Genomic DNA, 25322 nt, shown 5'->3' with positions numbered 1-25322 from the left:
CGTTGTGGAGAGCATGACCCGCACCGCCCATGACCTCCTCGCCGCCGACACCGCGATGGGGGCGGTGACCCTGCGCGTGGGCGACCTCGACGCGATGATCGCGTACTACCGCGACGCGGTGACCCTCGAGCTCCTCAGCCACGACGGGCCGGTCGCCGTGCTCGGTCGCGGCAGCACGCCGATCGTGATCCTGCAGCACGCGCCCGAGCTCGCCGCCGCCAGCCCGCACGAGGCCGGCCTCTTCCACACGGCCATCCTGTTCGACACGCAGGCGCACCTCGCCGCGGCGGTCTACTCGGTCGCCACGAAGCATCCGGGCACCTTCACCGGCAGCGCCGACCACCTCGTGAGCCAGGCCTTCTACTTCACCGACCCCGAGGGCAACGGCATCGAACTCTACTGGGACCGCGACCGCACGAGCTGGAGCTGGACCCACGGCCAGGTGGAGATGGCGACGCTCCACCTCGACCCCAACGCGTTCATCCGCGAGCACCTCACCGAGACCGGCATTGCCGCGCCCACCGCCGGCGACGCGGTGGTCGGGCATGTGCACCTGTCGGTCGGTGACACCGTCACCGCCCGCGAGTTCTACGTGGACCGGCTCGGTTTCGAGACGACGGCCACGCTGGGCCGCTCGGCGCTGTTCGTCTCGGCCGGCGGCTACCACCACCACATGGCCATGAACACCTGGAACAGCGCCGGTTCCGGCAAGCGCCGGCTGGCCCTCGGCCTCGGCACGGTCGACATCGTCGTGCCCTCCGGCGACGATCTCGGCGAACTGGGCGAGCGGATGTCGCACTACGGCGTGCAGACACGTCACGACGGGCAGGCCCTCAGCTTCGACGACCCGTGGGCGAACACGCTGACGGTGCGCGCCGCGTAACCCGCCTCACGCGCCGAGAGTGACCGTTGCGGTCGAGAGTGAGCGGCGCGCCGCTCATACTCGACCGGAACTGGCAATCTCGGCGGAAAGTGCCGTGGATGCGCGGCGAGAGCCGCGGGGCAGGGCCCGTCGGCTCACGTCGCGCGGCGCGACCGCCGGCTGAGGCCGTGCATGCTCGCCCGGAACTGCTTCACGTTGAGCGGTCGCCCCGGGAGCTTCGCCCGGTCGTGACCGGGAGGGCGCAACCCGTCGAGCGCGATCGAGAGCTGCCGGTGCCACTGGCCGGCGTATCCGTTGCCCAGTGAGCCGAGCGAACCGATCAGCGTGATGAGCACGGCCAGGTCGACCGCGTAGACGTCGGAACGGAGAGAACTCTCCACTTTGGCCTGCTCGACGAGCTCGGCGATGAACGACTCGAACCGGTCCCCGGAGCGCATCCCGGGCTCGATGACGGCCATGCGCTTGAGGATCGGCGGGAGCGAGGGGTCGGCGACCAGCCATTCGATGACGCGCTCGAGGTACACCACGACGCCGTCCCACGCGGTGGGGGCGGCCTCGATCTCCTCGCGCACGGGCAGGAGATCGGCAAGGGCCGTCGCGTGCAGGGCACGGACGAGGTCGTCGCGCGTCGGGAAGTTGCGGTAGAGGGTCGCCACGCCCACCTCGGCGCGGCGGGCGATCTCCTCGAGCGATGCCTCGATGCCGTTCTCCGCGATCAGGATCCGCGCCTCGGTGAGCAGCCGTTCCCGGTTGGCCCTCGCATCCCGGCGCCTGGAGGGGGAAACGTCCTCTGGGGTGCGGGAAAGCGGAGTCATGCCATCGATTCTAGGACCCCTTGCCAGACACCCCATCGTGGGGTAGGACGGGCGAGGCGCGGCCCCGTTCCGCGGCCGACACCGCTACCGTGGAAACGCGCCCGCGGCCGCCGCTGGCGCGTTCAGGAGCGCCCCGAAGCGAAAGCCGAGCATGATCCCCGATCCGTCACACGCGTTGCCCGCCGACCCGCACCTCACCTTCGCGCGCCGCATGGACCGGATCGACGGCCTCGCCCACCTGCGCGAGCGCTTCGTCGGCGTCGACGCCGGCGTGGAGCCCCCCGTGCTCGCCTACCTCGACGGCAACTCCCTCGGTCGGCCGACGAAGGCGAGCGTCGCACGGCTGACCGAATTTGTGGCGAACGGATGGGGCACCCGGCTCATCCGCGGATGGGACGAGGACTGGTCCCGGCTGCCCTTCACGATCGGCGACCAGCTCGGCCGCGCCGCGCTCGGCGCCGCGGCCGGCCAGGTCTTCATCGGCGACCCCACGAGCGTGCTGCTCTACAAGCTGGCCCGCGCCGCGACGGATGCCGCACTCGCGCAGGGCCGCGGCCGCACCGAGATCGTGATCGACACCGACAACTTCCCCACCGACCGCTGGGTGCTCGAGGGGATCGCGGCCGAGCGGGGCGCGAGCATCCGCTGGATCGTGCCGGACCCCGCCGCCGGCGTCACCGTGGAGCAGGTGCGGCAGGCCGTGGGACCGCGCACCGCCCTCGTGCTGCTCAGCCACGTGGCGTACCGGTCCGGGTTCCTGGCCGACCTGCCCGCCATCACGTCCGCCGTGCACGAGGCCGGCGCGCTGGTGCTCTGGGATCTCTGCCACTCGGTGGGTTCCGTGCCCATCGACCTCGACGCCTGCGACGTCGACCTCGCGGTGGGCTGCACCTATAAGTACCTGAACGGCGGCCCGGGCTCGCCCGCATTCGGGTACGTGCGCGCCGACCTGCAGGACCGGCTGTCGCAACCCATCCGCGGGTGGGCCGGTGCCCAGGATCCGTTCGAGATGGGGCCGGAGTTCGTGCCGGCCGCCGGCATCCGTCGTTTTCAGAGCGGCACGCCGCCCGTCGTCGGCATGCTCGCCATGCAGGACACCATCGGCATGATCGAGGAGGCGGGCATCGATGAGGTGCGGGCGAAGTCGGTCGCGCTCACCGAGTTCGCGATCGCCCTCGCCGACGAGTGGCTGGCGCCCATGGGCGTGGTGCTCGCCTCCCCGCGCGACCCCGAGCGGCGCGGCGGGCACATCCTGCTCCGGCATCCGGCGATGCGGCAGGTCACGGCGACCCTGTGGCAGCACGACGTGCTGCCCGACTTCCGCTCGCCCGACGCCCTGCGCGTGGGCCTGGCACCGCTCTCCACGAGCTTCGCGGAGACGCACACCGGCATGGCGGCCATTCGCGACGTGCTGCGCGGGATCCTGCTCGGCCGCTCCGGCCTCCTGCCCGGCTGAGGCGTCGCAGCCTGTAGAATCAGGGGCATCCCACCCCCGAGCGCAAGCGGAGTGACCTGTGCCAACAATCGTCGTCGAAGTCATGCCCAAGGCCGAGCTGCTGGATCCGCAGGGGAAGGCCGTCGCCGGCGCCCTCGCCCGCCTCGGCAAAGACCGGTTCCACGGCGTGCGCGTCGGCAAGCGTTTCGAGATCACGGTCGACGGGCCGGCGGATGACGCGGCGCTCGCGGAGGCGCAGGCGGTCGCGGAGGAAATCCTTTCCAACTCGGTCATCGAAGACGTGGTCAGCGTGCACTACGCCGGCGTCGACGGCTTCGGGGCCAGCGCCGAAGCGGACTTCGCCACCGGCAACGTCACCGAAGACCCGCAGCGCATCGAGGCGGACGGCACCCACGCGCAGGAGAATGCGGCAGAGAAGGCGGACCGCTGATGCGGATCGGCGTGGTCACCTTCCCCGGCTCGCTCGACGACCGCGACGCGCAGCGCGCCATCCGTTTGGCCGGCGCCGAGCCGGTCGCCCTCTGGCACGGCGACCACGACCTCGCCGGCGTCGACGCGCTCGTGCTGCCCGGCGGATTCAGCTACGGCGACTACCTGCGCTGCGGCGCCATCGCGAGCCTCTCCCCGATCATGACCGAGGTCGTCGACGCCGCCGGCAAGGGGATGCCGGTTCTCGGCATCTGCAACGGCTTCCAGATGCTCGCCGAGGCGCACCTCGTCGACGGCGGCCTGATCCGCAACGAACGCGGCACCTTCGTCTGCCGCGACCAGAAGCTCCGCGTCGAGAACACGTCCACGGCCTGGACCAGCGGGTTCACGGCCGGGCAGGAGATCACCATCCCCCTGAAGAACGGTGAGGGCGGATTCGTCGCGTCGCGCGAGACGCTCGCCCGCCTCGAGGGCGAGGGCCAGGTGGTGTTCCGGTACCTGCAGACCAACCCGAACGGTTCGCTCAACGACATCGCGGGCGTCTCCAACGCCCGCGGCAACGTGGTGGGCCTCATGCCGCACCCCGAGCACGCGGTGGAGCCGGGCTTCGGCCCCGACACCGCCGCCGCCATGCGCTCCGGCGTCGACGGCCTCGCCTTCTTCACGTCGGTCATCGAGCGCACCCTCGTCGGCGCCTGACGGCATCCGCTGACCGCATGCGCTGACCGGCGGGCGTGCTCGGAGTCCCCAGCCTCGTCGAGGGCTGCGAAACGGGCAGACCGTTGCCACTCAGGCGACTCCAACCTACGCTCAAGCTCACAACCACTTTCGACGAGGAGTCACGATGGGTTTTGAGCAATATCACGAGCCGGCGGATGAACTATCGGCAGAAACGAGAACACTCGCTCGAATGCTTACGAGCCTGAGCGAGGAAGCGGACGCCATCAATTGGTACGTGCAGCGGATGTCGGTTGAACCCGACGAGGAAGCTCACGCGATCATGGACGACTCACTCGGCGAGGAATTCAAGCACTTCAGCATGGAGCTCGAGTTTCTCCTGCGGAAGATGCCGAAGTGGCGTGAGATCGCCCAAGGAGTGCTCTTCAAGAGCGGCAACATCGTGGGGCACGGCGAGACCGCGGAGTCCGAGGCGGGATAGTCCGTGCGGCGCTGCCCGTCAGGGGCGGGCGGCGTCCTCGCGCTCGTCGTCGGGCACCGTGCTGATCGCCCCGGTGAACTGGCCGGCGCGCTCCTCCGCCTCCTTCGAGCCCGTGAAGAGGCCGCCGCGCTCCGCGCCGTGCGCGGCGGAATCCGCCGCCTCGTCGGCGTCGTCGGGCACGTGTTCCGGATGCCAGCGGCGGCCGCCCTCGCCGGTTTCGTGGGGCGCGGCATCCGTCGCCCGCTCGTCGGAGGCGGCTTCGGCGCCCAGCAGCTGCACGCGCCGCCGCGGGAGCCCGGCCGGCTGCTTCTGCTGCAGCCAGGTGACCATCTCCTCGCGCACGAGGCAGCGGAGGTCGAACAGGGTGGGGGCGTCCACGGCCGAGACCAGGATGCGCACGTGCACGAAGCCGCCCACGGCATCCGTCACCTGCAACACACTCGTGCGCTGGTCCCAGAGCGGGGTGCGGTCCAGGATGACGGCGAGCTGGGCCCGCATGGCCGCCGGCGGCACCTGCCAGTCCAGGTCGAAGTCGACCGCACCGAGCAGCTGGCTGGAGCGGCGGGTCCAGCTCTCGAACGGCTGCGTCGTGAAGTAGGTGCAGGGCAATACCAGGCGCCGGTCATCCCACACCCTGACCACGACATAGCTGAGCGTGATCTCCTCGATGCGCCCGAACTGGCCCTCGACGACCACCACGTCGTCGACACGTAGGGCGTTGCTGAACGCGAGCTGCAGCCCGGCGAACATGTTCGCGAGAATCGACTGCGCGGCCAGACCGGCGACGATGCTGGCAACGCCAGCGGATGCGAGGAGGCTGGCACCCACCGTTCGCACGGCGGGGAAGGTGAGCAGCACGCTGCCGATCGCCACAACCGCGATGACGACGATGGTGAGGCGCCGCACAATGAGCATCTGCGTGCGGATGCGCCGGGCCACCCGGTTGTCGGGCACGTCGATGCGGTAGCGGGCGACGCCGAGGTCCTCGACGAACAGCAGGAACTGACCGAGCAGCCAGGCGCCGGTGCCGATCACCGCGATCGTGAAGAGGTGGTTCAGCAGCGTGAGCGAGTCAGGCAGCGGGAAGAAGTTGGCGACCGCGAACCATAACCCCAGCACCACGACAAGGGAGCGGAACGGGACCCGGGTGTGCCGCACGAGGGCGCGCGGCCAGTCCCGTCGCCTGGCGACGAGGTGCACGATCAGGGTCACGAGAAGCGTCGCCACGACCGCCGCGACGAGCGCCGCGACAACCGCGAGGATGAACTGGAGCCAGGTCTGCCAATCGGGCAATGAAGCTGCCTTCCTGCTTGATGGGTGGGCCTCGTCCAGCATACGGATGCCGCCTCAGCGCTCCCCCGCCTCCCCCGTCCCGTCCCGTCCTCGCCCTCGCCCGCGCCCCTCCCGCCCGCGCCCCTCCCGCCCTCGCGTGAGGGGTCGCCTTTACCTAGTGCAAGGCTCGTTCCACTAGGGAAAGCTGTCCCCTCGCGATGGAACAACGGGCGCCGGGGCGGGTCGGGGGCGAGCGCTGGGGAGCGGGGGCTTGCCCTTCGGAGCACGTTCAGGGTCAAATGGGGCAGGCCCGAGCCCGATCGAAGGAGATCAGCATGTTCACCAGCCCCTACCCGGACGTCGACGTCCCCGAACAGAACGTGTTCGACTACCTGTTCGGAGACCTGGGCGACGACGAGCGCGATCGGGTGGCACTGGTGGACGGCACTTCGGGTGCCCAGACCACCTATGGCCAGCTCGTCGACCGGATCGAGGCGTTCGCGGGCGCCCTGGCTGCCCGGGGCGGCGAGGTCGGGAGTGTCGTCGGGCTCCTCTGCCCCAATTCCCCGGCCTTCGCCGTCGCGTTCCACGGCATCCTCCGCGCCGGCGCGACGGCCACCACCATCAACTCCCTGTACAAGCCCGACGAGATCGCCGCCCAGCTGGCGAACGCCGGGGCGACCTGGCTGGTGACCGTCTCCGCGCTCCTGGCCGGCGCGAAGACCGCGGCGGCGAGCGCGGGCATCGACGACGCGCACCTCATCGTGCTCGACGGCGCCGACGGGCATCCGTCGCTGCAGGATCTGCTCACCCAGGGCGCACCCGCGCCGAAGGTCACCTTCGACCCGGCCACGCACCTGGCCGTGCTTCCCTATTCGTCGGGCACGACGGGCATTCCGAAGGGCGTCATGCTGACACACCGCAACCTCGTGGCGAACGTCGCGCAGACCCGCGTCATCATCGGCCTCGGCCCCGACGACCGGGTGCTCGCGGTGCTGCCGTTCTACCACATCTACGGCATGACGGTGCTGCTGAACTTCGCCCTCAAGCAACGGTCGTCGCTCGTGACAATGCCCCGCTTCGACCTCGCAGAGTTCCTGCGCGTGATCAGCGAGCACCGGGCGACATTCGTGTTCATCGCGCCGCCGATCGCGGTCGCCCTGGCGAAGAGCCCGCTCGTCGACGAGTACGACCTGTCGACGGTGCGCGTCGTCTTCTCGGGTGCCGCGCCGCTCGACGGTGCCCTGGCCGCCACGGTCGCCGAGCGGCTCGACACGACCGTCTCGCAGGGCTATGGGCTGACCGAGACCAGCCCGGTGACGCACGCGATCCCCCTTGAACGGGACGACCTCGACCGCTCCAGCATCGGACTGCTCCTTCCCAACCTGGAGGCCCGGCTGCTCGACCCCGAGACCGGCACGGATGTCGAGCCGCCCGTGGAGCGCGAGAGCGCCCCGGGCGAACTCCTGCTCCGCGGGCCCAACATCATGCACGGCTACCTCGGCAACGACGCGGCGACCGCCGCCACCCTCGACGGCGACGGCTGGCTGCACACCGGCGATGTCGCCACGGTCGGCCTCGACGGCGCCTTCCGCATCGTCGACCGGCTCAAGGAGCTCATCAAGTACAAGGGTTACCAGGTGGCGCCGGCGGTGCTCGAGGCGGTGCTGCTGGCGCATCCGCTGGTCACCGACGCCGCCGTGATCGGCGTGGCGGATGCCGACGGCCAGGAGATTCCGAAGGCCTTCGTCGTCGCCCGGCCGGATGCCGCCCTCAGCGCAGACGACGTCATCGCGTTCGTGGCCGAGCGGGTGGCACCGTACGAGAGGGTGCGCGTGGTGGAGTTCATCGACCAGATCCCGAAGTCGACGGCGGGGAAGATCCTGCGCAAGGAGCTGCGGGCGCGGGAGCAGGGTGGACGATCGCTGGCATCGACCTAGGCTGGGGCATCGGCGGCAGTCCCGCCGGGGAGGGGGCGCGATGACGAAGGGCTCGTCCGGCGCGGGCGGCGGCCGCCACGGGCCGCTCAGCGGACGGTGGGCGAGGATCAGCGAGGAGATCTCCGCCCAGTTGTGGCCGCTGCCGACCACCGCCATCGTGATCGCGGTGCTGCTGGGAATCTACCTCCCGGTGCTGGACACCACGATCGACGAAGACCTGCCGGCGACGCTGCGCGACTTCCTGTTCGCCGGCGGGGTGGGCTCAGCCCGGGCCCTGCTCTCGGCGATCGCCGGCTCGCTCATCACGGCGACGTCGCTCACCTTCTCGCTCACCGTCGTGGCGCTGCAGCTGGCCAGCAGCCAGGCTTCGCCCCGCCTGCTGCGGTTGTTCGCCAAGGACCGCACCGTGCACGCCACGCTGGCGGTGTTCCTCGGCACATTCGCCTACGCGCTCACCGCGCTCCGCACCGTGCAGGACGGCGACGAGACAACGGATGCGATCGTGCCGCGGATCACGATCACGCTCGCGTCGCTGCTCACCCTCGCCAGCGTGATCATGCTCACGCTGTTCCTCGCTCACCTGGCCACCCTGCTGCGGGTCGACACGATGCTGCACAACGTGCACAAGGAGACCGACCGCACGATCGCCGTCATGAGCGAGACGCCGGCCGACGCCGGGGGCCGGGCCGAGGCCGTCGCGCGACCCGCGGACTCGCATACGACCCGCGCCGCGTCCTCCGGTTTCATCACGTCGGTGAACCGCGCGAAGCTGCTCGCGGTCGCCGTGCAGCACGACATCGTCATCGAGGAGCGCAATCCGGTCGGCTCCAGCGTCGTCAGCGGACTTCCGCTGGCGAGCTGGTGGCCCTGCTCCGCAGGCGGCGATGATTCCGTTCCGGCGCACGACGACATCGACAAGGCCGTGAACGCGGCGTACGCGACCGGATACGAGCGCACGGCCGGTCAGGATGTCGGCTACGGTCTCCGGCAGCTGGTCGATGTCGCCAACCGGTCGCTCTCGCCCGCCGTGAACGACCCGACCACCGCAGTGAACGCGCTCCGTCACGTCTCCGCGCTGCTGCGTACGATCGCTGCACTCCCCGACGAGCCCCCGGCCCTGCAGGACGCCGACGGCACGCTCCGGCTGATCACCTGCCGGTACGGTTTCGCCGACCTGCTCGAGCTCGGCGTGCAGCAGCCGCGCCGGTACGGCGCGAGTGATCCCGATGTCGCCGGCCGGCTCTTCGAACTCCTGCGCGAGGTCGCGGAGGCGGCCCACACGGCCGGGCAGCGCGACGAGGTGCGCGCACAATGCCGGCGCCTGACGGCATCCGTTCTCGACGGCGGATATGACGAGACCGAGCTCGCCCGGTTCGAGCGGCAACGACTGCAGGTCGAGGAGGCGCTCTCTCCCACCCCGCCCCCTCCTCCTCTCCCTCTCCTTCCTCCCGTTCCTCCTCCTCTGTGACTCCTCCCTGACTCCTCTGTGACTCCTCTGCGACTCCTCTGCGACTCCTCTGTGACTCCTCTGTGAGGGGCCAGCTTTACCTAGTCGACGACCGGGTTCCACTAGGAAAAGTTGTCCCCTCACCGAGGCCGGATCCGGGTGGGGTGGAGAGGAGCGAAGGTGCCGGGAGCCCGAACTAGACTGGACCCATCCCCGGCATCCGTTCTTTCAAGGAGCACTTCCGACGTGACCGACACCGCTGCATCCCCCACCACTCGCGGCGTCGCCGACACCGTCTCCAACGCGACCGCGACCCCCGAGAAGGAGCAGCCGTACGGCGCCCTCGGCCTGAAAGACGACGAGTACGCGCGCATCCGGGAGATCCTGGGCCGGCGCCCCACGAGCGGGGAACTGGCCATGTACTCGGTGATGTGGAGCGAGCACTGCTCCTACAAGTCGAGCAAGAACTACCTGCGCCAGTTCGGACAGAAGGTCACGCCGGCCATGAAGAAGAACCTCATGGTCGGCATGGGCGAGAACGCCGGCGTCATCGACGTGGGCGAGGGCTGGGCCGTCACGTTCAAGATCGAATCGCACAACCATCCGTCGTACATCGAGCCGTTCCAGGGCGCCGCGACGGGCGTCGGCGGCATCGTGCGCGACATCATCTCGATGGGCGCCCGGCCGGTCGCCGTGATGGACGCCCTGCGCTTCGGCGACATCAACGACCCCGACACGGCTCGCGTCGTGCACGGCGTGGTCTCGGGCATTTCGTTCTACGGCAACTGTCTCGGCCTGCCGAACATCGGCGGCGAGACCGTGTTCGACGCCGTCTACCAGGCCAACCCGCTCGTGAACGCCCTCTCGGTCGGCGTGCTCCGCCACGAAGACCTGCACCTGGCCAACGCCACGGGCGCCGGCAACAAAGTGGTGCTCTTCGGGGCCCGCACCGGCGGCGACGGCATCGGCGGGGCATCCATTCTCGCGTCCGACACCTTCTCGGAGGGCGGCCCCACCAAGCGGCCCGCCGTGCAGGTGGGCGACCCGTTCGCCGAGAAGGTGCTCATCGAGTGCTGCCTCGAGCTCTACCGCGAGAAACTCGTCGAGGGCATCCAGGACCTCGGCGCCGCCGGCATCTCCTGCGCCACGAGCGAGCTGGCCTCCAACGGCGACGGCGGCATGTACATCCAGCTCGAGAACGTGCTGCTGCGCGACCCGTCGCTCACCGCCGAGGAGATCCTCATGTCGGAGAGCCAGGAGCGCATGATGGCCGTCGTCGCGCCCGAGAAGCTCGACGGCTTCCTCGCCGTCACCGCCAAGTGGGACGTGGAGACCAGCGTGCTCGGCGAGGTCACCGACACCGGCCGGCTCATCATCGACTGGAACGGCGAGGAGATCGTCAACGTCGACCCGCGCACCGTCGCCGTCGACGGCCCGGTTTACGACCGCCCGGTGGCCTACCCGGCCTGGATCGACGCCCTGCAGGCCAACACCGCCACGGTGCTGCCGCGGGCGACGGATGCCGACACCCTGCGTTCGCAGGTGCTGGCCCTGCTGGGCTCCCCCAACCAGGCCGACCCGAGCTGGATCACCGACCAGTACGACCGCTACGTGATGGGCAACACGGCGCTCGCGTTCCCCGACGACGGCGGCATGATCCGCGTCGACGAGGAGTCCGGCCTCGGCTTCACGATTTCCACCGACGCCAACGGCCGCTATTGCCAGCTCGACCCGTACCGCGGTGCGCAGCTCGCCCTCGCCGAGGCGTACCGCAATGTCGCCGTCACGGGCGCGGTCCCCGCCGCCGTCAGCGACTGCCTGAACTTCGGCTCTCCCGAGAACCCCGAGGTCATGTGGCAGTTCGGCCAGGCCGTCGAGGGGCTCTCCGACGGATGCCTGCAGCTGGAGATCCCGGTCACCGGCGGCAACGTGTCGTTCTACAACCAGACCGGCGACCAGCCGATCCACCCGACGCCCGTGATCGCCGTCCTCGGCGTGATCGACGACGTCGCCCGCCGCGTCCCCAGCGGCTGGCAGGACGACGGGCACAACATCTACCTCCTCGGCGTCACCCGCGAGGAGCTCGACGGCTCCGCGTGGGCCGGCGTCGTGCACGACCACCTCGGCGGCCGTCCCCCGGTCGTCGACCTCGACCGCGAGGCCGCGCTGGCGGGGCTCCTGCACGCGGCATCGCAGGGCGCACTTATCGACTCGGCCCACGACCTGAGCGAGGGCGGCCTCGTGCAGGCCCTCGCCGAGTCGGTGCTGCGGTTCGGGGTGGGAGCCCGGGTGTGGCTGGGCGACATCTGCGAGCGCGACGGGATCGACACATCCGTTGCGCTGTTCTCGGAGTCGACCGCCCGCGTGATCGTCAGCGTGCCGCGCGAGGACGACGTGAAGTTCCTCGGCCTCTGCGAGGGCCGCGACTACCCGGTGCTGCGCATCGGCGTGACGGATGCGACGGCGCCCGGCCTCGAGGTGCAGGACCAGTTCACGATCAGCCTCGACGAGCTTCGCGCCCGCCATCGCGGAACGCTGCCGGCGCACTTCGCCTCGTAGTCCGTTCCCCATCGCCGGTGCGCGCTTTCTGCCGCGCGTCTCGCCTCCCGGCGGCACTTCGCTCGCACCGGGCCCCGAGGCCCCTCCGCCGGTGCGGGCTTTCTGCCGCGCGTGTCGCCTCCCGGCGGCACTTCGCCCGCACCCGCGGCTGCCCGGCGCCCTCCCACTCCTCCTGCCCTCTTCTTCCGGGGCCCCATCACGAGTGCGAAGTTTCAGCCGCCTCTTCGCCCGCAAGGCGGCGGTTGGCCCACACCGGCGCCCCGCGCCCCTCCGCCGGTGCGGGCTTTCTGCCGCGCGTCTCGCCTCCCGGCGGCACTTCGCCCGCACCCGCGTAGAGGCGGACATCGCGGGCGCGAGGCTGTGGATAATGCGAGGCTGACCTGGCTGATTGTGGATAACGAGTTTGGCGCGTCGAGGAATGCGACGATCGTCCGATGACACGCCCCGCCGACCTTCCACTAAGCCTCACAACCGGCCCGTTCAGCACCCGGGAAGCCCGCAATCTGGGCGTCAATGACGGCCGCCTGCGGCGGAGCGACCTCCGGAGGCCTTTCCGGGGCGTGCGTTCCCTGAAAGCGTCGGAGTCATTTGACGAAGCCCCCGCGAATGAAACCGTGGAGGAGACCTGGACGCGCGCTCGCTCGCGCAATCGAGTTCGTGCACACGAATATGCGACACGGATGCCGGACGGGCAGTTCTTCAGCCACATCACGGCGGCGTTCCTTCACGGGCTTCCCCTTCCGAGCCGGTTTCGCGACATCGAATGGCTCGATGTCTCCACAATGAGCCGGAGCCTTCGCCGAACTGGCAGTGGCGTCCGCGGACACTTCGCATCCACTGTTACCCGCGTGGTGTACCTCGAGACCCTGCCCGTTGCATCCGCCGTGGACGTTTGGTGCCAGTTATCCACCACCCTCACGCTTGACGAGCTGGTCATCATGGGCGACGCGCTGGTTCGGCGCAAGAGTCCCCCGGCTACGATGCAGATCCTTGCCACTGCTGTCGCCCGATGCAGCGGTCGACCCGGCGCCAAGCTGCTGCGTGAAGCGCTGGCGCTCGTGCGCCCGCGCACCGACTCGCCCCGTGAAACGATGCTTCGGCTCATCATCGTTCGAGCCAACCTGCCGGAGCCCGAAGTCAATCTCGAACTACGAAACCGGTATGGCGCCTTCATGGCCTGGGGCGATCTGGTGTACCGGGAGCACAAGATCCTGCTCGAGTACGACGGTGAGGTGCATCGAGTCGATGAGAAGCAGTTCCAGCGCGACGTCGATCGGCTCGACGAGATCATGGAGGAGGACTGGCGGGTCATTCGTTACAACAAGAGCCACCTCGGAACGAGACGGAACGAAGTCGAGGGCAAAGTTCGTCGTGCGCTCCTCGCTAAAGGTTGGAACCCTTGACTCGTTCCGTGGGTGCGTGATTTCTGCCGCCTGGACACGCGCGAGGCGACATCTTGCCCGCACCGGCGAGAGAATCCTGCCCGTGTGAGGCGTAGGCGGACGTCGCGGGCGCGGGGGCCGGCGGGTCAGGCGCTCTCGCCGCTGGCGATCTTGACGTGATGGTGGATGACCTCGGCGACGATGAAGTTCAGGAACTTCTCGGCGAACGCCGGGTCGAGGTGGCTCTCCTCGGCGAGCGCGCGCAGGCGGGCGATCTGCACGCGTTCGCGCTCCGGGTCAGACGCCGGCATCCCGTTCGCGGCCTTCAACCGGCCCACCTTCTGGGTGAACTTGAAGCGCTCCGCGAGCAGATGGATGAGTGCGGCATCGATGTTGTCGATGCTCTGGCGGATGCCGTCCAGCTCGTTCTGCGCGTCGTCGTGATCGAGGGGGCTGGTCTCTGGCATACGTCGACCCTAGCAAGGAGCAGGAGGAAGCGGCTCGCGGTGCGCACCCATCAGAACTGCGTAGTCTGGCAGGAGAAACAGAAGCAGCCGGACCGGTTTCGGCATGACCCTGCGGGAGACCAGCGGTGACCTTCAGTACCGACCGAGCCGTGGTCGTCATCCCCACGTATTGCGAACGCGAGAGCCTCCCCGCGCTCGTGACGCGGCTCCTGGCCGTGACGCCCGCCGTCGACGTGCTCATCGTCGACGACAACAGCCCCGACGGCACCGGCGACCTCGCCGACGAGATCAGCCGCACCACTCCTCGGGTGCAGGTGCTGCACCGCGACAGCAAGCAGGGGCTCGGGCCGGCGTACGTCGCCGGGTTCCGCTGGGCGCTGCACAACGGATACGACAGGGTCGTCGAGATGGACGCCGACGGTTCGCACCAGCCCGAGCAGCTTCCGGCGCTCCTGGCCGCGCTCGACGGCGGCGCGGCGCTCGCAATCGGCTCCCGGTGGGTGCCCGGCGGCCGTGTGGTCAACTGGCCCTGGTACCGCCGCCTGATCTCCCGGGCGGGCACCCAGTACGCCCGGATCCTGCTGCGCTCCCGCTTGCACGACATCACCTCCGGGTACCGGGCGTTTCCCCGCCGGGCGCTCGAGGCCGTCGACCTCGGGTCGCTCTCCGCGCACGGCTACGCGTTCCAGATCGAGCTGGCCTGGCGGCTGGAACGATCGGGCGCGGCGATCTCCGAGGTACCCATCACGTTCGTCGAGCGCGAGCACGGCCGGAGCAAGATGACGCTCCGTATCGTGGTCGAAGCCCTGGTGCGCGTGACGCGGTGGGGTTTCACGCGCGAGCCGGAGCATCCGCTGGTGCCTGCCGAGCGGTGACGGAGGCGGTGCGTATGGTGGGCGCATGAGTTCCTCACTGCGCATCCTGCACCTCTCCGACACGCACCTCTTCGGCGACCAGACCCTGCACTACGGGCTGGTCGACACGCTGGCTGCGACCCGGCGGGTGCTGCAGAGCGCCGGACGGATGCGCGACGTCGACGTCGTCGTCGCCTCAGGCGACCTCTCTGACGACGGCAGCCCCGCGTCGTACCGGCGGCTGCGCGAGGTGATCGAGCCGTGGGCCGCCGATCGTGGCGCCCTGGTGGTCTACGCCATGGGCAACCACGACAACCGGGAGGCGTTCGAGGCGGTGCTCGGCGCGCGCAACCGGGTGCTCGATGTGCACGGTTTCCGACTGATCAGCCTCGACACCTCGGTGCCGGGCGCCGGGTACGGCGCCGTCGACCCCGGCACGCTCGACCGGCTGGCCGCCGAACTGGCCGCGCCCGCCGAAAACGGCACGGTCGTCGTCGCCCACCACCCGCCCGTGCCGGCAGGTACCGCACTGCTGGCGGCCCTCGAACTGCAGAACGCGGATGCGCTGCTTCGCGTCTGCGCCGGCGGCGATGTGCGGGCCATCCTCTCCGGCCACTATCACCACGCCCTGGCCACCGCTGCCGCCGGCATCCCGGTGATCGTCGCGCCCGGCATCGCGAACACGACGGATGTCCTCGCACCTCGCGGCCGCGAGCGGGCCACCATGGGTGCCGGCTTCGCGCTCGTCGAGATTCCCGAGCGCGGCAGCGTGCGAACGGCGTTCGTCACCGCCCCGGGCGACGACGACGGCCGCGAGATCTTCGATCTCGATGAGGCCGAGGTGGCGCGCATCGCTGCGCTGGCCGGGGTGCAGCCGGCCTGACCCGGCAACGCGGGGTGCGGCATCCGTTGCCCGTCACCCGGCTGACGGATGCGGGACTCCCGCGTCAGTCGATCAGGTCGTGGCGCACGACGATGGCATCGCGGCCCGGTCCAACGCCGATCGCGGAGATACGCGCGCCGCTCATCGCCTCGATCGCGAGCACATAGTCCTGCGCGTTCTTCGGGAGGTCCTCGAACCGGCGCGCTCCGGTGATGTCCTCGGTCCAGCCGGGGAACTCCTCGTAGATGGGGGTCGCGTGGTGGAAGTCGGACTGTGAGACCGGCACCTCGTTGAAGCGCACGCCGTTCACGTCGTAGCCGACGCAGACGGGGATGGTCGAAAGACCCGTGAGCACATCGAGCTTGGTGAGCACGAAGTCGGTGACGCCGTTGATGCGCGCCGTGTAGCGCGCGATGGGGCCGTCGTACCAGCCGGTGCGGCGGGGCCGGCCGGTGGTGGTGCCGAACTCGAACCCGTGCTCGCGCAGGAAGTCGCCGGACTCGTCGAACAGCTCCGTCGGGAACGGGCCGGCACCGACGCGCGTGGTGTACGCCTTGACGACGGCGATGACCCGGTCGATGCGGTTCGGCGCAACGCCCGAGCCGGTGACCGCGCCGCCCGAGGTGGCGTTCGACGACGTGACGAACGGGTAGGTGCCGTGGTCCACGTCGAGCATGGTGGCCTGGCCGCCCTCGAAGAGCACGGTCTTGCCGGCGTCGAGCGCGTTGTGCAGCAGCAGCGCGGTGTCTTCGACCATGGGGCGCAGCCGCTCGGCGTACGACAGCAGGTCTTCGACGACCTCATCCACCTCGATGGCGCGCCGATTGTACACCTTCACCAGCAGGTGGTTCTTCTGGGCGAGCGCGCCTTCCACCTTCTGGCGAAGGATGTTCTCGTCGAACAGGTCTTGAATACGGATGCCGACCCGGTTGATCTTGTCGGCGTACGTCGGTCCGATTCCCCGCCCGGTGGTGCCGATCTGGCGCTTGCCGAGGAAGCGCTCCGTCACCTTGTCGAGCGTGCGGTGGTACTGGGTGATGACGTGCGCGTTCGCGCTCACCTTGAGCTTCGACACGTCCACGCCGCGCTCCGCGAGCGCGTCGAGCTCCTCGAACAGCACCTCGATGTCGACGACCACACCGTTCGCGATGACCGGAGTCACGCCGGGGGTGAGGATGCCCGACGGCAGCAGGTGCAGGGCGTACTTCTCATCGCCGACGACGACCGTGTGCCCGGCGTTGTTGCCGCCGTTGAACTTCACGACAAAGTCGACGCGGCTGCCGAGGAGGTCGGTCGCCTTGCCCTTGCCCTCGTCGCCCCACTGGGCGCCGATCAGAACGATCGCTGGCATGTCAGTCCTCTCCTCGGATGATGAAGGTGTCGGTCGGCGGGGCAACGGCGGCGTGCGACGCCGCCTGCTCCGCCTCGATCTGGGCGATGGCCGAGCGGTCTGCGCCGTCAAGGAACTCGGTGAGGCGCTGCACCTCCCCCGTCTCCCCGATCTCGGCCGCCGCGCGGCGCAGGGCGTACAACGCCCGCAGCACTCCGCGGTTCGGCTCGTGCCGCCACGGCACCGGGCCCTGGCCGCGCCAGCCGGCTTTGCGCAGGGCGTCAAGGCCCCGGTGATAACCGACCCGCGCATAGGCGTATGAGTCGAGGGTGCGACCGTCGTCGTGCGCGGCATCCGCCAGTGCGGCCCAAGCCAGTGACGACGTGGGATGCGCCGCCACGACAGCGGGAAGGTCGCTTATCGAGACCCCCTGCAGGGCCTCCGCCACCTCGGTTTCGGCCGGAAGGAGCGTCTCGGGCTGGTTCAACAGGTTGTCGCCGGTCACACTCGATCCTATCGCGGGCCACCACGGGGCCGCTTTCGCGCTGGACGAGCACCGCGGCGAGCGTCAGAATAGCGGGAACCGGAAGGCGGTGCGCTGTGCCCGAACAGTCGTTCCAGACCGAGTGCTGCATCGTCGGGGGCGGGCCGGCCGGCATCATGCTGGGCCTGCTGCTCGCGCGCGCCGGTGTCGAGGTGATCGTGCTCGAGAAGCACGACGATTTCTTCCGGGACTTCCGTGGCGACACCATCCACCCGTCGACCATCGACCTGATCGACCAGCTGGGTCTCCGGCACCGGTTCGACGGCATCCCGCAGAGCCACATCCACACGCTCGATGTCGTCGTCAACGGCAACCGCCTGACCCCGATCGATTTCGGCTCCCTGCGCGGGCCCAACCGCAGCATCGCCCTCATGCCCCAGTGGGACTTCCTCAACCTGCTCGCCAACGAGGCGTCCCGCTACCCCACGTTCCGCCTGCTCATGGGCACCGAGGCCACGAGTGTCAGGTATGGCCCAGCGGATGCCGCCGGCCAGCGCCCGGTGATCGGCGTCACCGCGCACACACATCACCAGGCCGTCGAGATCACCGCTGACCTCACCGTGGCAGCTGACGGCCGCGATTCCGATGTTCGCCGCTCCGCCGGCCTCGTGCCGGTGGACTACGGGGTCGGCATCGACGTGCTGTGGTTCCGGCTGCCGAAGCTCGGCTCCCCGCCGCCCGACACGCTCGGCTACCTCAATGCGGAGTCCATGGTCATCACGATTCCGCGCAGTGACTACTACCAGTCGGGCATGCTCATCCCCAAGGGCGCCTATCCCCAGATCCAGGCGGAGGGCCTCGACGCTTTCCGCGCCCGCATCGTGCGCGCGGCGCCCTTCCTGGCGCCGGCGGTCGGGGCGGTGCACTCCTGGGACCAGGTGAAGCTCCTCAGCGTGCAGGTCAACCGGCTTCCCACCTGGTGGGTGCCCGGGTTGCTCTGCATCGGCGACGCGGCCCACGCGATGTCGCCCGCGTTCGGCGTCGGCGTGAACTACGCCATTCAGGATGCCGTGGCCGCCGCCCGAATCCTCGCCCCGCCGCTTCGCGCGGCATCCGTTGCGCCCGAACACCTCGCCGCGGTGCAGCAGCGGCGCCTGCCGCCCGTGCGGCGCATGCAGCCGATCCAGATCCAGCTGCACACCGTGATCGCCAAGCCCGGCGGGGGCGGATTCTTGCGGAACCCGATGCCCTGGTGGCAGCGCATCCCCGTCGCGCTCGCGCTGCCGGTCATTCGGCGGGTCGCCGCGCGCGTCGTCGGCCGCGGCTTCCGACCCGAGCGCCTCGACGGGGAGCTGCTGCACCCGTATCGGCGACGCGAGTGAGCAGTTTCTGCGGGAATAGCGCCCATTCCCGCAGTTCGTGCTCACTCGCGAATAAGGGGTCGCCAGGCAGGTTGAGCTAGGCGCGCACCGGGCCGGTCGACCCCCGCACAGTAAGGTGTGTCGGCAGCCGATCGACCCGATGGGAGCGGTCCTTGGTGGTGAAGGTGCCCAGCAGCATGTCTGTCACCGCCCGCCCCGCTTGCTCGCCCGACGCCGTTACGGTGGTGAGCGAAGGATTCGTGAATGATGCGCCGAAGATGTCGTCGCATCCCACGACACTCAGGTCGTCCGGTACCCGAATGCCTTGTTTTTCGAACCGCCCGAGCGCACCGATCGCGAGGGTGTCGTTGAAGAAGATGGCTGCGGTGACTTTCGCCAGCCCCACGGCGTCCGCGGCCGCAGCGCCCGCGGCGAGTGTTGGGAAAAACGCCCCGAGCGCGATCAACTCCACCTCGTGACGCCCGGCCGCCTGCTTCAAGGCTCGGTACCGGGCTTGATCGGTCCAGGAACGGGCCGGCCCGCGCACGTAGGCGATCCGTTCGTGCCCGAGGGAGACCAGGTAGTCGAGCGCCTGCGCGAGGCCGGCCGGCGTATCGATCAGCACACCAGAGAGCCACGGCACTTCTCGATTCAGCACGACGAGAGGGACACGCTCGCGTACCTGCTGGAGTAGGGCATCCGCTGAACGAGGCGACGCCACCACTACGCCGTCGACGGTGTCGGCCAGCTCAGTCAGCCAATCGGCCTCCACCTGTTCTGACTCGCCGCTGGTTACGAGGAGCTGCATGAAGCCCGCGGCCTGCGCTTGAACCTGGCTGCCGCGGATCAGGTCGAGGTTGAAGGGGTTGGTGAGATTGGGTAGAACGAGGGCGATCGTCCCCCGGGAGCTTCGGGCCCGTCCTGCGGGCAACGCCGCGGATTCGTAGCCGAGCTCTCGCGCCTTCCTCACGATCCGCTCGTACATCTCGGGACTCACCCGGTTGGGATTCGACATCGCCCTCGACACCGTCGACGCAGCCACCCCGCAGGCGCTCGCGATCTCTGTCAAAGTCACCCTTCGGTGCACGCGCCGGGCCGGTACCGCCATCACGCCCCTCCTCCCGCACGACATGCGGCAACGACTTTGCCAACGGTGCCACCGACAATTACTAGCAGGGCCCGGAAATTCGCGGAACTATGTCCCGTCCCCAGCACAAGCTTGGCACAGACACGGCGTCGTCATGCCCCGAAAACGTAGCATTTCAAGCGTGCGAGTGATGAAGCGAGCAGGAGGTTCAGGGATGTCAAGACAGGTCGACTTGGTCGCAGACCTGGGCGAGGGCTTCGGGGACTGGGCGATGGGGGACGACGCCGCACTTCTGGAGATCGTCACCTCCGCCAACATCGCGTGCGGCTTCCATGCCGGAGACCCTCGGATCATGGACCGCACGGTGGCAGAATGCGTGCGCCGCGGCGTGCGCGTTGGAGCCCACCCGAGCTTTCCCGACCTCGTCGGGTTCGGCCGCCGCGCCATGGACCTCACTGCACACGAGGTGCGAACGGATGTCGTCTACCAGCTGGGCGCCCTGATGGGCGTTGCCGCGTATCACGGCACGCGAGTTGCCCACATCGCCCCGCACGGTCGGCTCGGCAACCTCGTTGCCGTACGCGAGGACTACGCGGATGCCGTGGTCGACGCCGTCAGCCACGTCGATCGCTCCCTGCGCGTACTGGCCCAGGACGGATGCCTCGCCTCGTCCGCGCGCGACAACGGGCTCACCGTCGGCATCGTCGGAATCGCCGACCGCGCCTACGAGGATGACGGGACACTGGTCCCCCGTTCACAGCCCGGAGCCGTCATCCACGACGCCGGCGAGATCGCCGCCCGCACTGTGCGCATGGTCACCGAGGGCGTGATCGACAGCCGTCACGGCACCCCGATCCTCGTCTCGGTCGACACCGTCCTCCTGCACGGTGACACGCCGGCCGCCGTGCAGCTCGCCCAGCGCATCCGGGCGGAGCTCGAGTCCGCCGGCGTCACCATCGCGGCGCCCGAGGCCCGGCAATGAGCCCCGTCAGCGCTGCCGACGTCCTCATCGCAGCCTGCGGCCCGGCCGCGATCCGGGTGAGCGGATGCTCCGGCGATCGGGAGCAGGACTGGCGCGTTGTGCATCACCTGGCCCGCAGTCTCGCCCGGCGCGGCGGCCTCGGACTGACCGGTTCCATCCCCACCTACGAATCGGTCCTGATCGAATTCGACCCGATGCTGGTCTCGGCGACCGCGGTCGCCGAGCGCATCCGAGAGTCGCTCGACGCCATCACCCCCGACGAGGCGCTGAGTTCGGCTCCGCAGACGTTCACCATTCCCGTGCTCTACGGCGGCGAGATGGGGCCGGACCTCGATGACGTTGCCCGGCTGATCGGCCTCGAGGCAGAGGACGTCATCCGAGTGCATCAGGAGTCGAACTACACCGTGCGCTGCCTGGGCGCGCCCGGGGGCTCGCCGATGCTCGACGGCCCCTTCCCCGTGCCCGTGCCGCGCCTGAGCAGTCCTCGTGCGAGCGTGCCAGCCGGCGTCGTGTCCGTGGCCGGGCGGCAGGCGACCGTCGCCCCCGCGTCCGCGCCCGGCGGCTGGTCCGTCATCGGGCGCACACCCCTCACGCTCCTCGACCTCACGCGGGAACCGCTGGTTCCCTACGCGCCCGGCGACCGCATCCGTTTCACCAGAATCAACGAGGAGACGTTTGACGCCCTGAGCGGCGAACGGCTGCAAGCGGACGGGGCGACGAAATGACCGGCGGCCTGCGCGTTGATGGGGCGGGTGTCGCCGTGGTGACGGACCTCGGCCGCTCCCGGGGACCGGCGGTGGGACTCCCGGTCAACGGTGCTCTCGACCAGTACTCGGCGCGGGTTGCGAACATCCTCGTCGCCAACTCCGAGGGCGACCCGATAATCGAGGTCACGGCCTTCGACTTCGCGTTCACCGCCGAGAGCGACCTGCTCATCGCCGTCACTGGGGCACCAATGACACTGCTGGTGGACGGGATCGAGCGAAGCATGTGGGAACCGGTGTCGGTCGGCGCCGGCCAGCAGATCGCGCTTTATGAAATGGCCGCAGGGCTCCGCACGTACGTCGCCGTGCACAGTTCCTTCGACGTCCCCGTGCTCCTTGACAGCTGCGCCCCCGACACCGTGGCCGGATTCGGCGTCATCCTCACGGCGGGCACCAACCTCGCCGTCCGCGAGGTCGGCCCATCGATCGTCAATCCCTACTTCGACATGTCGCTGTTCAACCTCGACGTGATGATCCCCTACGTCGGCGGTGAGGCAGTGATCGACGTCACGGACGGCCCCGACGCCGACCAGTTCGAAGGAACGCGGTCCCGGCTGTTCCACGCGCCCTACGTCGTTACGGCGAAGAGCAACCACATCGGCCTGCGCATGACGGGCCAGCTTCCCGTGCGCACCAGCACCGACGAAGTGGTCTCCCGGGGAGTCCCGGTCGGCGCCGTCGAGGTGCCGCCGGGCGACGAGCTCCTGGTACTGCACCGCGGCCGCGGGGTCACGGCGGGGTATCCCGTGCTCGCCGTCGTCACCCCTCTCGCCCTCGACGCCCTGGGACAGGTGCGCCCGGGACAGCACATCCGTTTCCGCCATACCACGGTCGAGCGCGCTGACGAAAATGTGCGCGCGTGGCGTGCTCACCTGGATCGCTTGCGGCAGCGGATCAACACCATCTACGCGTGCCTTGGCATCCAGAGCCTGGTCGAACCGGGGCAGCTCGGATCCGTCGATAACCGCTCGGAGCCCACCCTCGAGGGGATCACATGACCGGGCCCGTGCCCCACAACCAGAACCACAACGCAGAAAGGATTTCGCGTGCCCTACAGCGATTATGAAACCGCCCTCGTCACCGGTGCATCGACCGGGATGGGAGCCGCCATCGTTCGCAAGCTACGCGAGCGCGGGCTGACCGTGCACGCCGTCGCCCGCGACGCCAAGCGACTCCAGGAACTGGCAGACGCGACCGGGGCCATCCCGCACGTGGTCGACCTCGCGGACCTCGACGCGCTGGAGGCGGAGCTCGACGGCCTCACCGTCGACGTGCTCGTGAACAACGCCGGGGTCAGCGCCACCGGCAACATCCTCGACGCCTCACGCGAGATCGTGGACGCCATGGTCGATGTCAACCTGCGTGCCGTCCTGCATCTGGCGCGCCTCCTGCTGCCGGGGATGGTGGAGCGTGACCTCGGCCACATCGTCAACATCTCGAGCATCGCCGGCCGATACAACTTCTTCGGCCACACGGCGTACCACGCGACGAAGGCGGCAGTCTCTCAGGTCTCGCGCCAGCTACGCAACGACACCCTCGGCCGACGGATCAGGGTCACCGAGATCTGCCCGGGACGCGTCGAGACCGAGATCTTCGGACGAAATCTCGGCGGCACGCCCGAGGCGATGGCGGAGGCCTGGGACACCTACTACGAGGGCTTCGAATCCCTCACCACCGAGGACATCGTCGCCACGGTGGACTTCGCCATCGAAGCGCCCCGGCACGTCAACCTCGGGCTCATCGAGATCACCCCCACGTTCCAGGTCCCCGGTGGACTGACCTTTGACAGGAGAGAATCATGACCCTCACGGCTTCCCGCCCGACGACCGCAGCGCCGCACGTGACCACGCGCGTTGAGCGCGCACCCGAAGACAGCATCAGGCGGCTTGGTTCCTTCACGGCGGCCACCATCCACGAGGCGCAGGGCCGACGCGGCGCTGTGGCATCGAACATCAAGCCGATCGACCGCAACCAGTCGTTCATCGGCTCCGCGTTCACCGTCGTCTGCGCGCCCCGTGACAACCTGATGCTGCAGGTGGCCATCCACTACGCCCAGCCCGGCGACGTGCTGATCGTATCCGCCGGGGAGTTCGCCGAGGCTGGCACGTTCGGCGACGTGCTCGGGAACGCGGCCAAGGCCAAGGGCATCGCGGCCGTGGTGACCGACAGCGGTGTGCGCGACACCCAGGAGCTCCGCGAGCTCGGCCTCCCTGTCTTCTCGGGGAGCGTCTCGATCAAGGGAACCGTGAAGGAGACCCTGGGACACATCAACCAGCCCCTCGTCTTCGGTGACCAACTCATCTATCCGGGCGACGTGGTCAAGGGCGACGCCGACGGCATCGTGATCGTGCGCCGTGACGAGGTGGAGGACGTCATCGGGCTCTCCGCCGCCCGCGACGACAACGAGGCGCGGCTGATCGAGCTGTACAAGCAGGGGCGAACGACCATTGACCTGTGCGGACTATACGACGTGCTGCGCGCCAAGGGCATCACCACCGACCTCGACGACACCGACCCCGACCAGGGCCTGGGCCCGCGATGAGCGCCGTGCAGTTCACCCCCGCCGCACGGGTACAACGCATTCGAGAGTCCCCGAGCTCTGCCGCGGCGAACCGGGTGCGGGAGCTCAAGGCCGAGGGCCGGCCCATCGTTGACTTCACCGTCGGCGAGCCGGACTTCGACACCCCTCAGCACGTGAAGGACGCGGCGGTCGCCGCCATCGCGACCGGGGAGACGAAGTACACGCCCGTGAACGGCACGCCCGCCCTGCGTGAGGCGATCCGCACCCGCATGGAACGCACCTCGGGCATCCGCTACCACGACAGTGAGATCACCGTCGGCGGCGGGGGCAAGCAGATCCTCTACCTGACCTTCACCGCCACCCTCGATCCGGGCGACGAGGTCATCATTCCCGCACCGTACTGGGTGTCCTATCCCGACATGGTGCTCGCCAACGACGGCGTCCCCGTGATCGCGCCGACCATGGCCGACAACGGCTACAAGCTCACCCCTGACGCCCTCCGCCAGGCGATCACCCCGAAGACCCGCTGGCTCGTCATCAACGCTCCCGGCAACCCGACCGGGGCCGTGTACACGGCGGAGGAGATCCGTGGCCTCGCCGACGTGCTGGCGGAGTTCCCGCAGGTGTGGGTGCTCACCGACGAGATCTACGACGAGATCCTGTTCACCGGCATCGGGTTCACCGGCTTCGCCGAAGCGGTCCCGGAGCTCCGGGACCGGGTCTTCACCGTGAACGGCGTCTCCAAGGCCTACGCGATGACCGGATGGCGGCTCGGCTACGGCGTGGGCCCGGCCCCGCTCGTGGCCGCGATCAATAAGCTCCAGTCCCAGTCCTCCTCCTGCCCCTCCTCGATCAGCCAGGCTGCGGCGGCGGCCGCGCTCACCGGCGACCAGTCCTTCGTGACCGAGAGCGTGCAGGCCTACCGGGAGCGCCGCGACCGGGCTGTCGAGCTCCTCACCCAGGTCGACGGGCTGCGCCCCGTCGTCCCGGACGGAGCCTTCTATCTGTTCCTGGACTGCGCCGGCCTGATCGGCAAGCGCACGCCGGCCGGGACGTCCCTTGACACCGACCAGGACGTAACGCTCTACTTCCTCAACGAGGCAGGCGTCGCGGTCATCCAGGGTTCCGCCTACGGCAGCGAACCGTTCTTCCGCATCTCCTTCGCCACGAGCGTCGCCGAGATCGAACGGGGCGCCGCCGCCATAGCGAATGCCGTCTCGCGGCTCTCCTGACCCGGCCGGCAGCAC

General features: G+C 69.4%; 23 protein-coding genes and 1 pseudogene. 18 read left to right on the top strand and 6 right to left on the bottom strand.

Features of this window, described 5'->3' with window-relative positions; translation table 11 throughout:
• Positions 1–13: 13 nt before the first annotated feature.
• Positions 14–883 carry a VOC family protein gene (locus EEJ31_RS00685; protein WP_123044493.1) on the top strand — a complete coding sequence of 290 codons (870 nt, stop codon included), beginning with the start codon at positions 14–16 and terminating at the stop codon, positions 881–883.
• 134 nt (positions 884–1017) lie between these two features.
• On the opposite strand, the gene EEJ31_RS00680 is transcribed toward EEJ31_RS00685, so the two are convergent.
• A complete protein-coding gene (locus EEJ31_RS00680; RefSeq protein ID WP_158603869.1) occupies positions 1018–1698 on the bottom strand; it encodes a TetR/AcrR family transcriptional regulator in 681 nt (226 codons plus the stop codon).
• Positions 1699–1849: 151 nt separating this feature from the next.
• Between EEJ31_RS00680 and EEJ31_RS00675 the strand changes: the two genes are divergently transcribed.
• The 4 genes and pseudogenes from EEJ31_RS00675 to EEJ31_RS00660 all read left to right on the top strand — a co-directional run bounded on the left by EEJ31_RS00675 (position 1850) and on the right by EEJ31_RS00660 (position 4742).
• Positions 1850–3154 (top strand): kynureninase, encoded by a 1305-nt coding sequence (locus tag EEJ31_RS00675; RefSeq protein ID WP_123044359.1) that lies wholly within the window; start codon positions 1850–1852, stop codon positions 3152–3154.
• A gap of 58 nt (positions 3155–3212) precedes the next feature.
• Positions 3213–3452: pseudogene (gene purS / locus EEJ31_RS14235) on the top strand (phosphoribosylformylglycinamidine synthase subunit PurS); the annotation flags it as partial.
• Positions 3453–3583: 131 nt separating this feature from the next.
• Positions 3584–4282 (top strand): phosphoribosylformylglycinamidine synthase subunit PurQ, encoded by a 699-nt coding sequence (purQ, locus tag EEJ31_RS00665; protein ID WP_123044357.1) that lies wholly within the window; start codon positions 3584–3586, stop codon positions 4280–4282.
• A gap of 145 nt (positions 4283–4427) precedes the next feature.
• On the top strand, positions 4428–4742 hold the full coding sequence (locus EEJ31_RS00660) for a ferritin family protein (protein WP_123044356.1): 315 nt from the start codon (positions 4428–4430) through the stop codon (positions 4740–4742).
• An 18-nt stretch (positions 4743–4760) separates the two neighbouring features.
• On the opposite strand, the gene EEJ31_RS00655 is transcribed toward EEJ31_RS00660, so the two are convergent.
• Positions 4761–6035, bottom strand: a complete 1275-nt coding sequence (locus EEJ31_RS00655; protein WP_233563648.1) for a mechanosensitive ion channel family protein — start codon at positions 6033–6035, stop codon at positions 4761–4763.
• Positions 6036–6349: 314 nt separating this feature from the next.
• Here EEJ31_RS00655 and EEJ31_RS00650 point away from each other — a divergent pair, with 314 nt between their 5' ends.
• From EEJ31_RS00650 to EEJ31_RS00635, 4 genes are all read left to right on the top strand, one after another.
• A complete protein-coding gene (locus tag EEJ31_RS00650; protein WP_123044492.1) occupies positions 6350–7954 on the top strand; it encodes an AMP-binding protein in 1605 nt (534 codons plus the stop codon).
• 40 nt (positions 7955–7994) lie between these two features.
• The gene (locus EEJ31_RS00645) at positions 7995–9422 is read left to right on the top strand and encodes a DUF2254 domain-containing protein (protein ID WP_123044354.1); all 1428 of its coding nucleotides are present in this window, start codon (positions 7995–7997) and stop codon (positions 9420–9422) included.
• 225 nt (positions 9423–9647) lie between these two features.
• Entirely contained in the window at positions 9648–11960 is a 2313-nt protein-coding gene (purL, locus tag EEJ31_RS00640; protein ID WP_123044353.1) for a phosphoribosylformylglycinamidine synthase subunit PurL, read from the top strand.
• 434 nt (positions 11961–12394) lie between these two features.
• On the top strand, positions 12395–13363 hold the full coding sequence (locus EEJ31_RS00635; RefSeq protein WP_233563647.1) for a hypothetical protein: 969 nt from the start codon (positions 12395–12397) through the stop codon (positions 13361–13363).
• Between the two features lie 125 nt (positions 13364–13488).
• Here EEJ31_RS00635 and EEJ31_RS00630 read toward each other — a convergent pair whose 3' ends face one another.
• Complete coding sequence (locus tag EEJ31_RS00630; RefSeq protein ID WP_123044352.1) at positions 13489–13809, bottom strand: chorismate mutase; 321 nt, start codon at positions 13807–13809, stop codon at positions 13489–13491.
• Positions 13810–13934: 125 nt separating this feature from the next.
• Here EEJ31_RS00630 and EEJ31_RS00625 point away from each other — a divergent pair, with 125 nt between their 5' ends.
• On the top strand, positions 13935–14684 hold the full coding sequence (locus EEJ31_RS00625) for a polyprenol monophosphomannose synthase (protein WP_123044351.1): 750 nt from the start codon (positions 13935–13937) through the stop codon (positions 14682–14684).
• 25 nt (positions 14685–14709) lie between these two features.
• Positions 14710–15546, top strand: a complete 837-nt coding sequence (locus EEJ31_RS00620; protein WP_123044350.1) for a metallophosphoesterase — start codon at positions 14710–14712, stop codon at positions 15544–15546.
• Positions 15547–15610: 64 nt separating this feature from the next.
• Here EEJ31_RS00620 and EEJ31_RS00615 read toward each other — a convergent pair whose 3' ends face one another.
• The gene (locus EEJ31_RS00615) at positions 15611–16897 is read right to left on the bottom strand and encodes an adenylosuccinate synthase (protein WP_123044349.1); all 1287 of its coding nucleotides are present in this window, start codon (positions 16895–16897) and stop codon (positions 15611–15613) included.
• A 1-nt stretch (position 16898) separates the two neighbouring features.
• Positions 16899–17381 carry a DUF3151 domain-containing protein gene (locus tag EEJ31_RS00610; protein WP_123044348.1) on the bottom strand — a complete coding sequence of 161 codons (483 nt, stop codon included), beginning with the start codon at positions 17379–17381 and terminating at the stop codon, positions 16899–16901.
• A gap of 95 nt (positions 17382–17476) precedes the next feature.
• Between EEJ31_RS00610 and EEJ31_RS00605 the strand changes: the two genes are divergently transcribed.
• On the top strand, positions 17477–18742 hold the full coding sequence (locus tag EEJ31_RS00605; protein ID WP_233563646.1) for an FAD-dependent oxidoreductase: 1266 nt from the start codon (positions 17477–17479) through the stop codon (positions 18740–18742).
• Positions 18743–18818: 76 nt separating this feature from the next.
• Here the strand turns inward: EEJ31_RS00605 and EEJ31_RS00600 are convergent, their stop codons facing one another.
• Positions 18819–19796: a LacI family DNA-binding transcriptional regulator gene (locus EEJ31_RS00600; protein ID WP_233563669.1), complete on the bottom strand. Its 978-nt coding sequence runs from the start codon at positions 19794–19796 to the stop codon at positions 18819–18821.
• 226 nt (positions 19797–20022) lie between these two features.
• Between EEJ31_RS00600 and EEJ31_RS00595 the strand changes: the two genes are divergently transcribed.
• Genes EEJ31_RS00595 through EEJ31_RS00570 form a run of 6 tightly spaced genes read left to right on the top strand, consistent with a single transcriptional unit; the run spans position 20023 to position 25307 of the window.
• The gene (locus EEJ31_RS00595; RefSeq protein ID WP_123044347.1) at positions 20023–20790 is read left to right on the top strand and encodes a LamB/YcsF family protein; all 768 of its coding nucleotides are present in this window, start codon (positions 20023–20025) and stop codon (positions 20788–20790) included.
• Positions 20787–21515: a 5-oxoprolinase subunit B family protein gene (locus tag EEJ31_RS00590; protein ID WP_123044346.1), complete on the top strand. Its 729-nt coding sequence runs from the start codon at positions 20787–20789 to the stop codon at positions 21513–21515. Before EEJ31_RS00595 ends, EEJ31_RS00590 begins: the two co-directional genes overlap by 4 nt.
• Positions 21512–22552, top strand: coding sequence for a 5-oxoprolinase subunit C family protein (locus EEJ31_RS00585; RefSeq protein ID WP_123044345.1), 1041 nt, complete (start codon positions 21512–21514; stop codon positions 22550–22552). The genes EEJ31_RS00590 and EEJ31_RS00585 overlap by 4 nt, the downstream gene beginning before the upstream one ends.
• Positions 22553–22600: 48 nt before the next feature.
• Positions 22601–23356: an SDR family oxidoreductase gene (locus EEJ31_RS00580; protein ID WP_123044344.1), complete on the top strand. Its 756-nt coding sequence runs from the start codon at positions 22601–22603 to the stop codon at positions 23354–23356.
• Positions 23353–24096, top strand: coding sequence for a 4-carboxy-4-hydroxy-2-oxoadipate aldolase/oxaloacetate decarboxylase (locus EEJ31_RS00575; RefSeq protein ID WP_123044343.1), 744 nt, complete (start codon positions 23353–23355; stop codon positions 24094–24096). The genes EEJ31_RS00580 and EEJ31_RS00575 overlap by 4 nt, the downstream gene beginning before the upstream one ends.
• Complete coding sequence (locus tag EEJ31_RS00570; protein WP_123044342.1) at positions 24093–25307, top strand: aspartate transaminase; 1215 nt, start codon at positions 24093–24095, stop codon at positions 25305–25307. Before EEJ31_RS00575 ends, EEJ31_RS00570 begins: the two co-directional genes overlap by 4 nt.
• The last annotated feature ends 15 nt before the right edge of the window (positions 25308–25322 follow it).

This window comes from Cryobacterium tepidiphilum, assembly GCF_003716325.1.
Lineage (GTDB): Bacteria > Actinomycetota > Actinomycetes > Actinomycetales > Microbacteriaceae > Cryobacterium > Cryobacterium tepidiphilum.
This window is presented reverse-complemented; position numbering and strand designations above follow the sequence as displayed.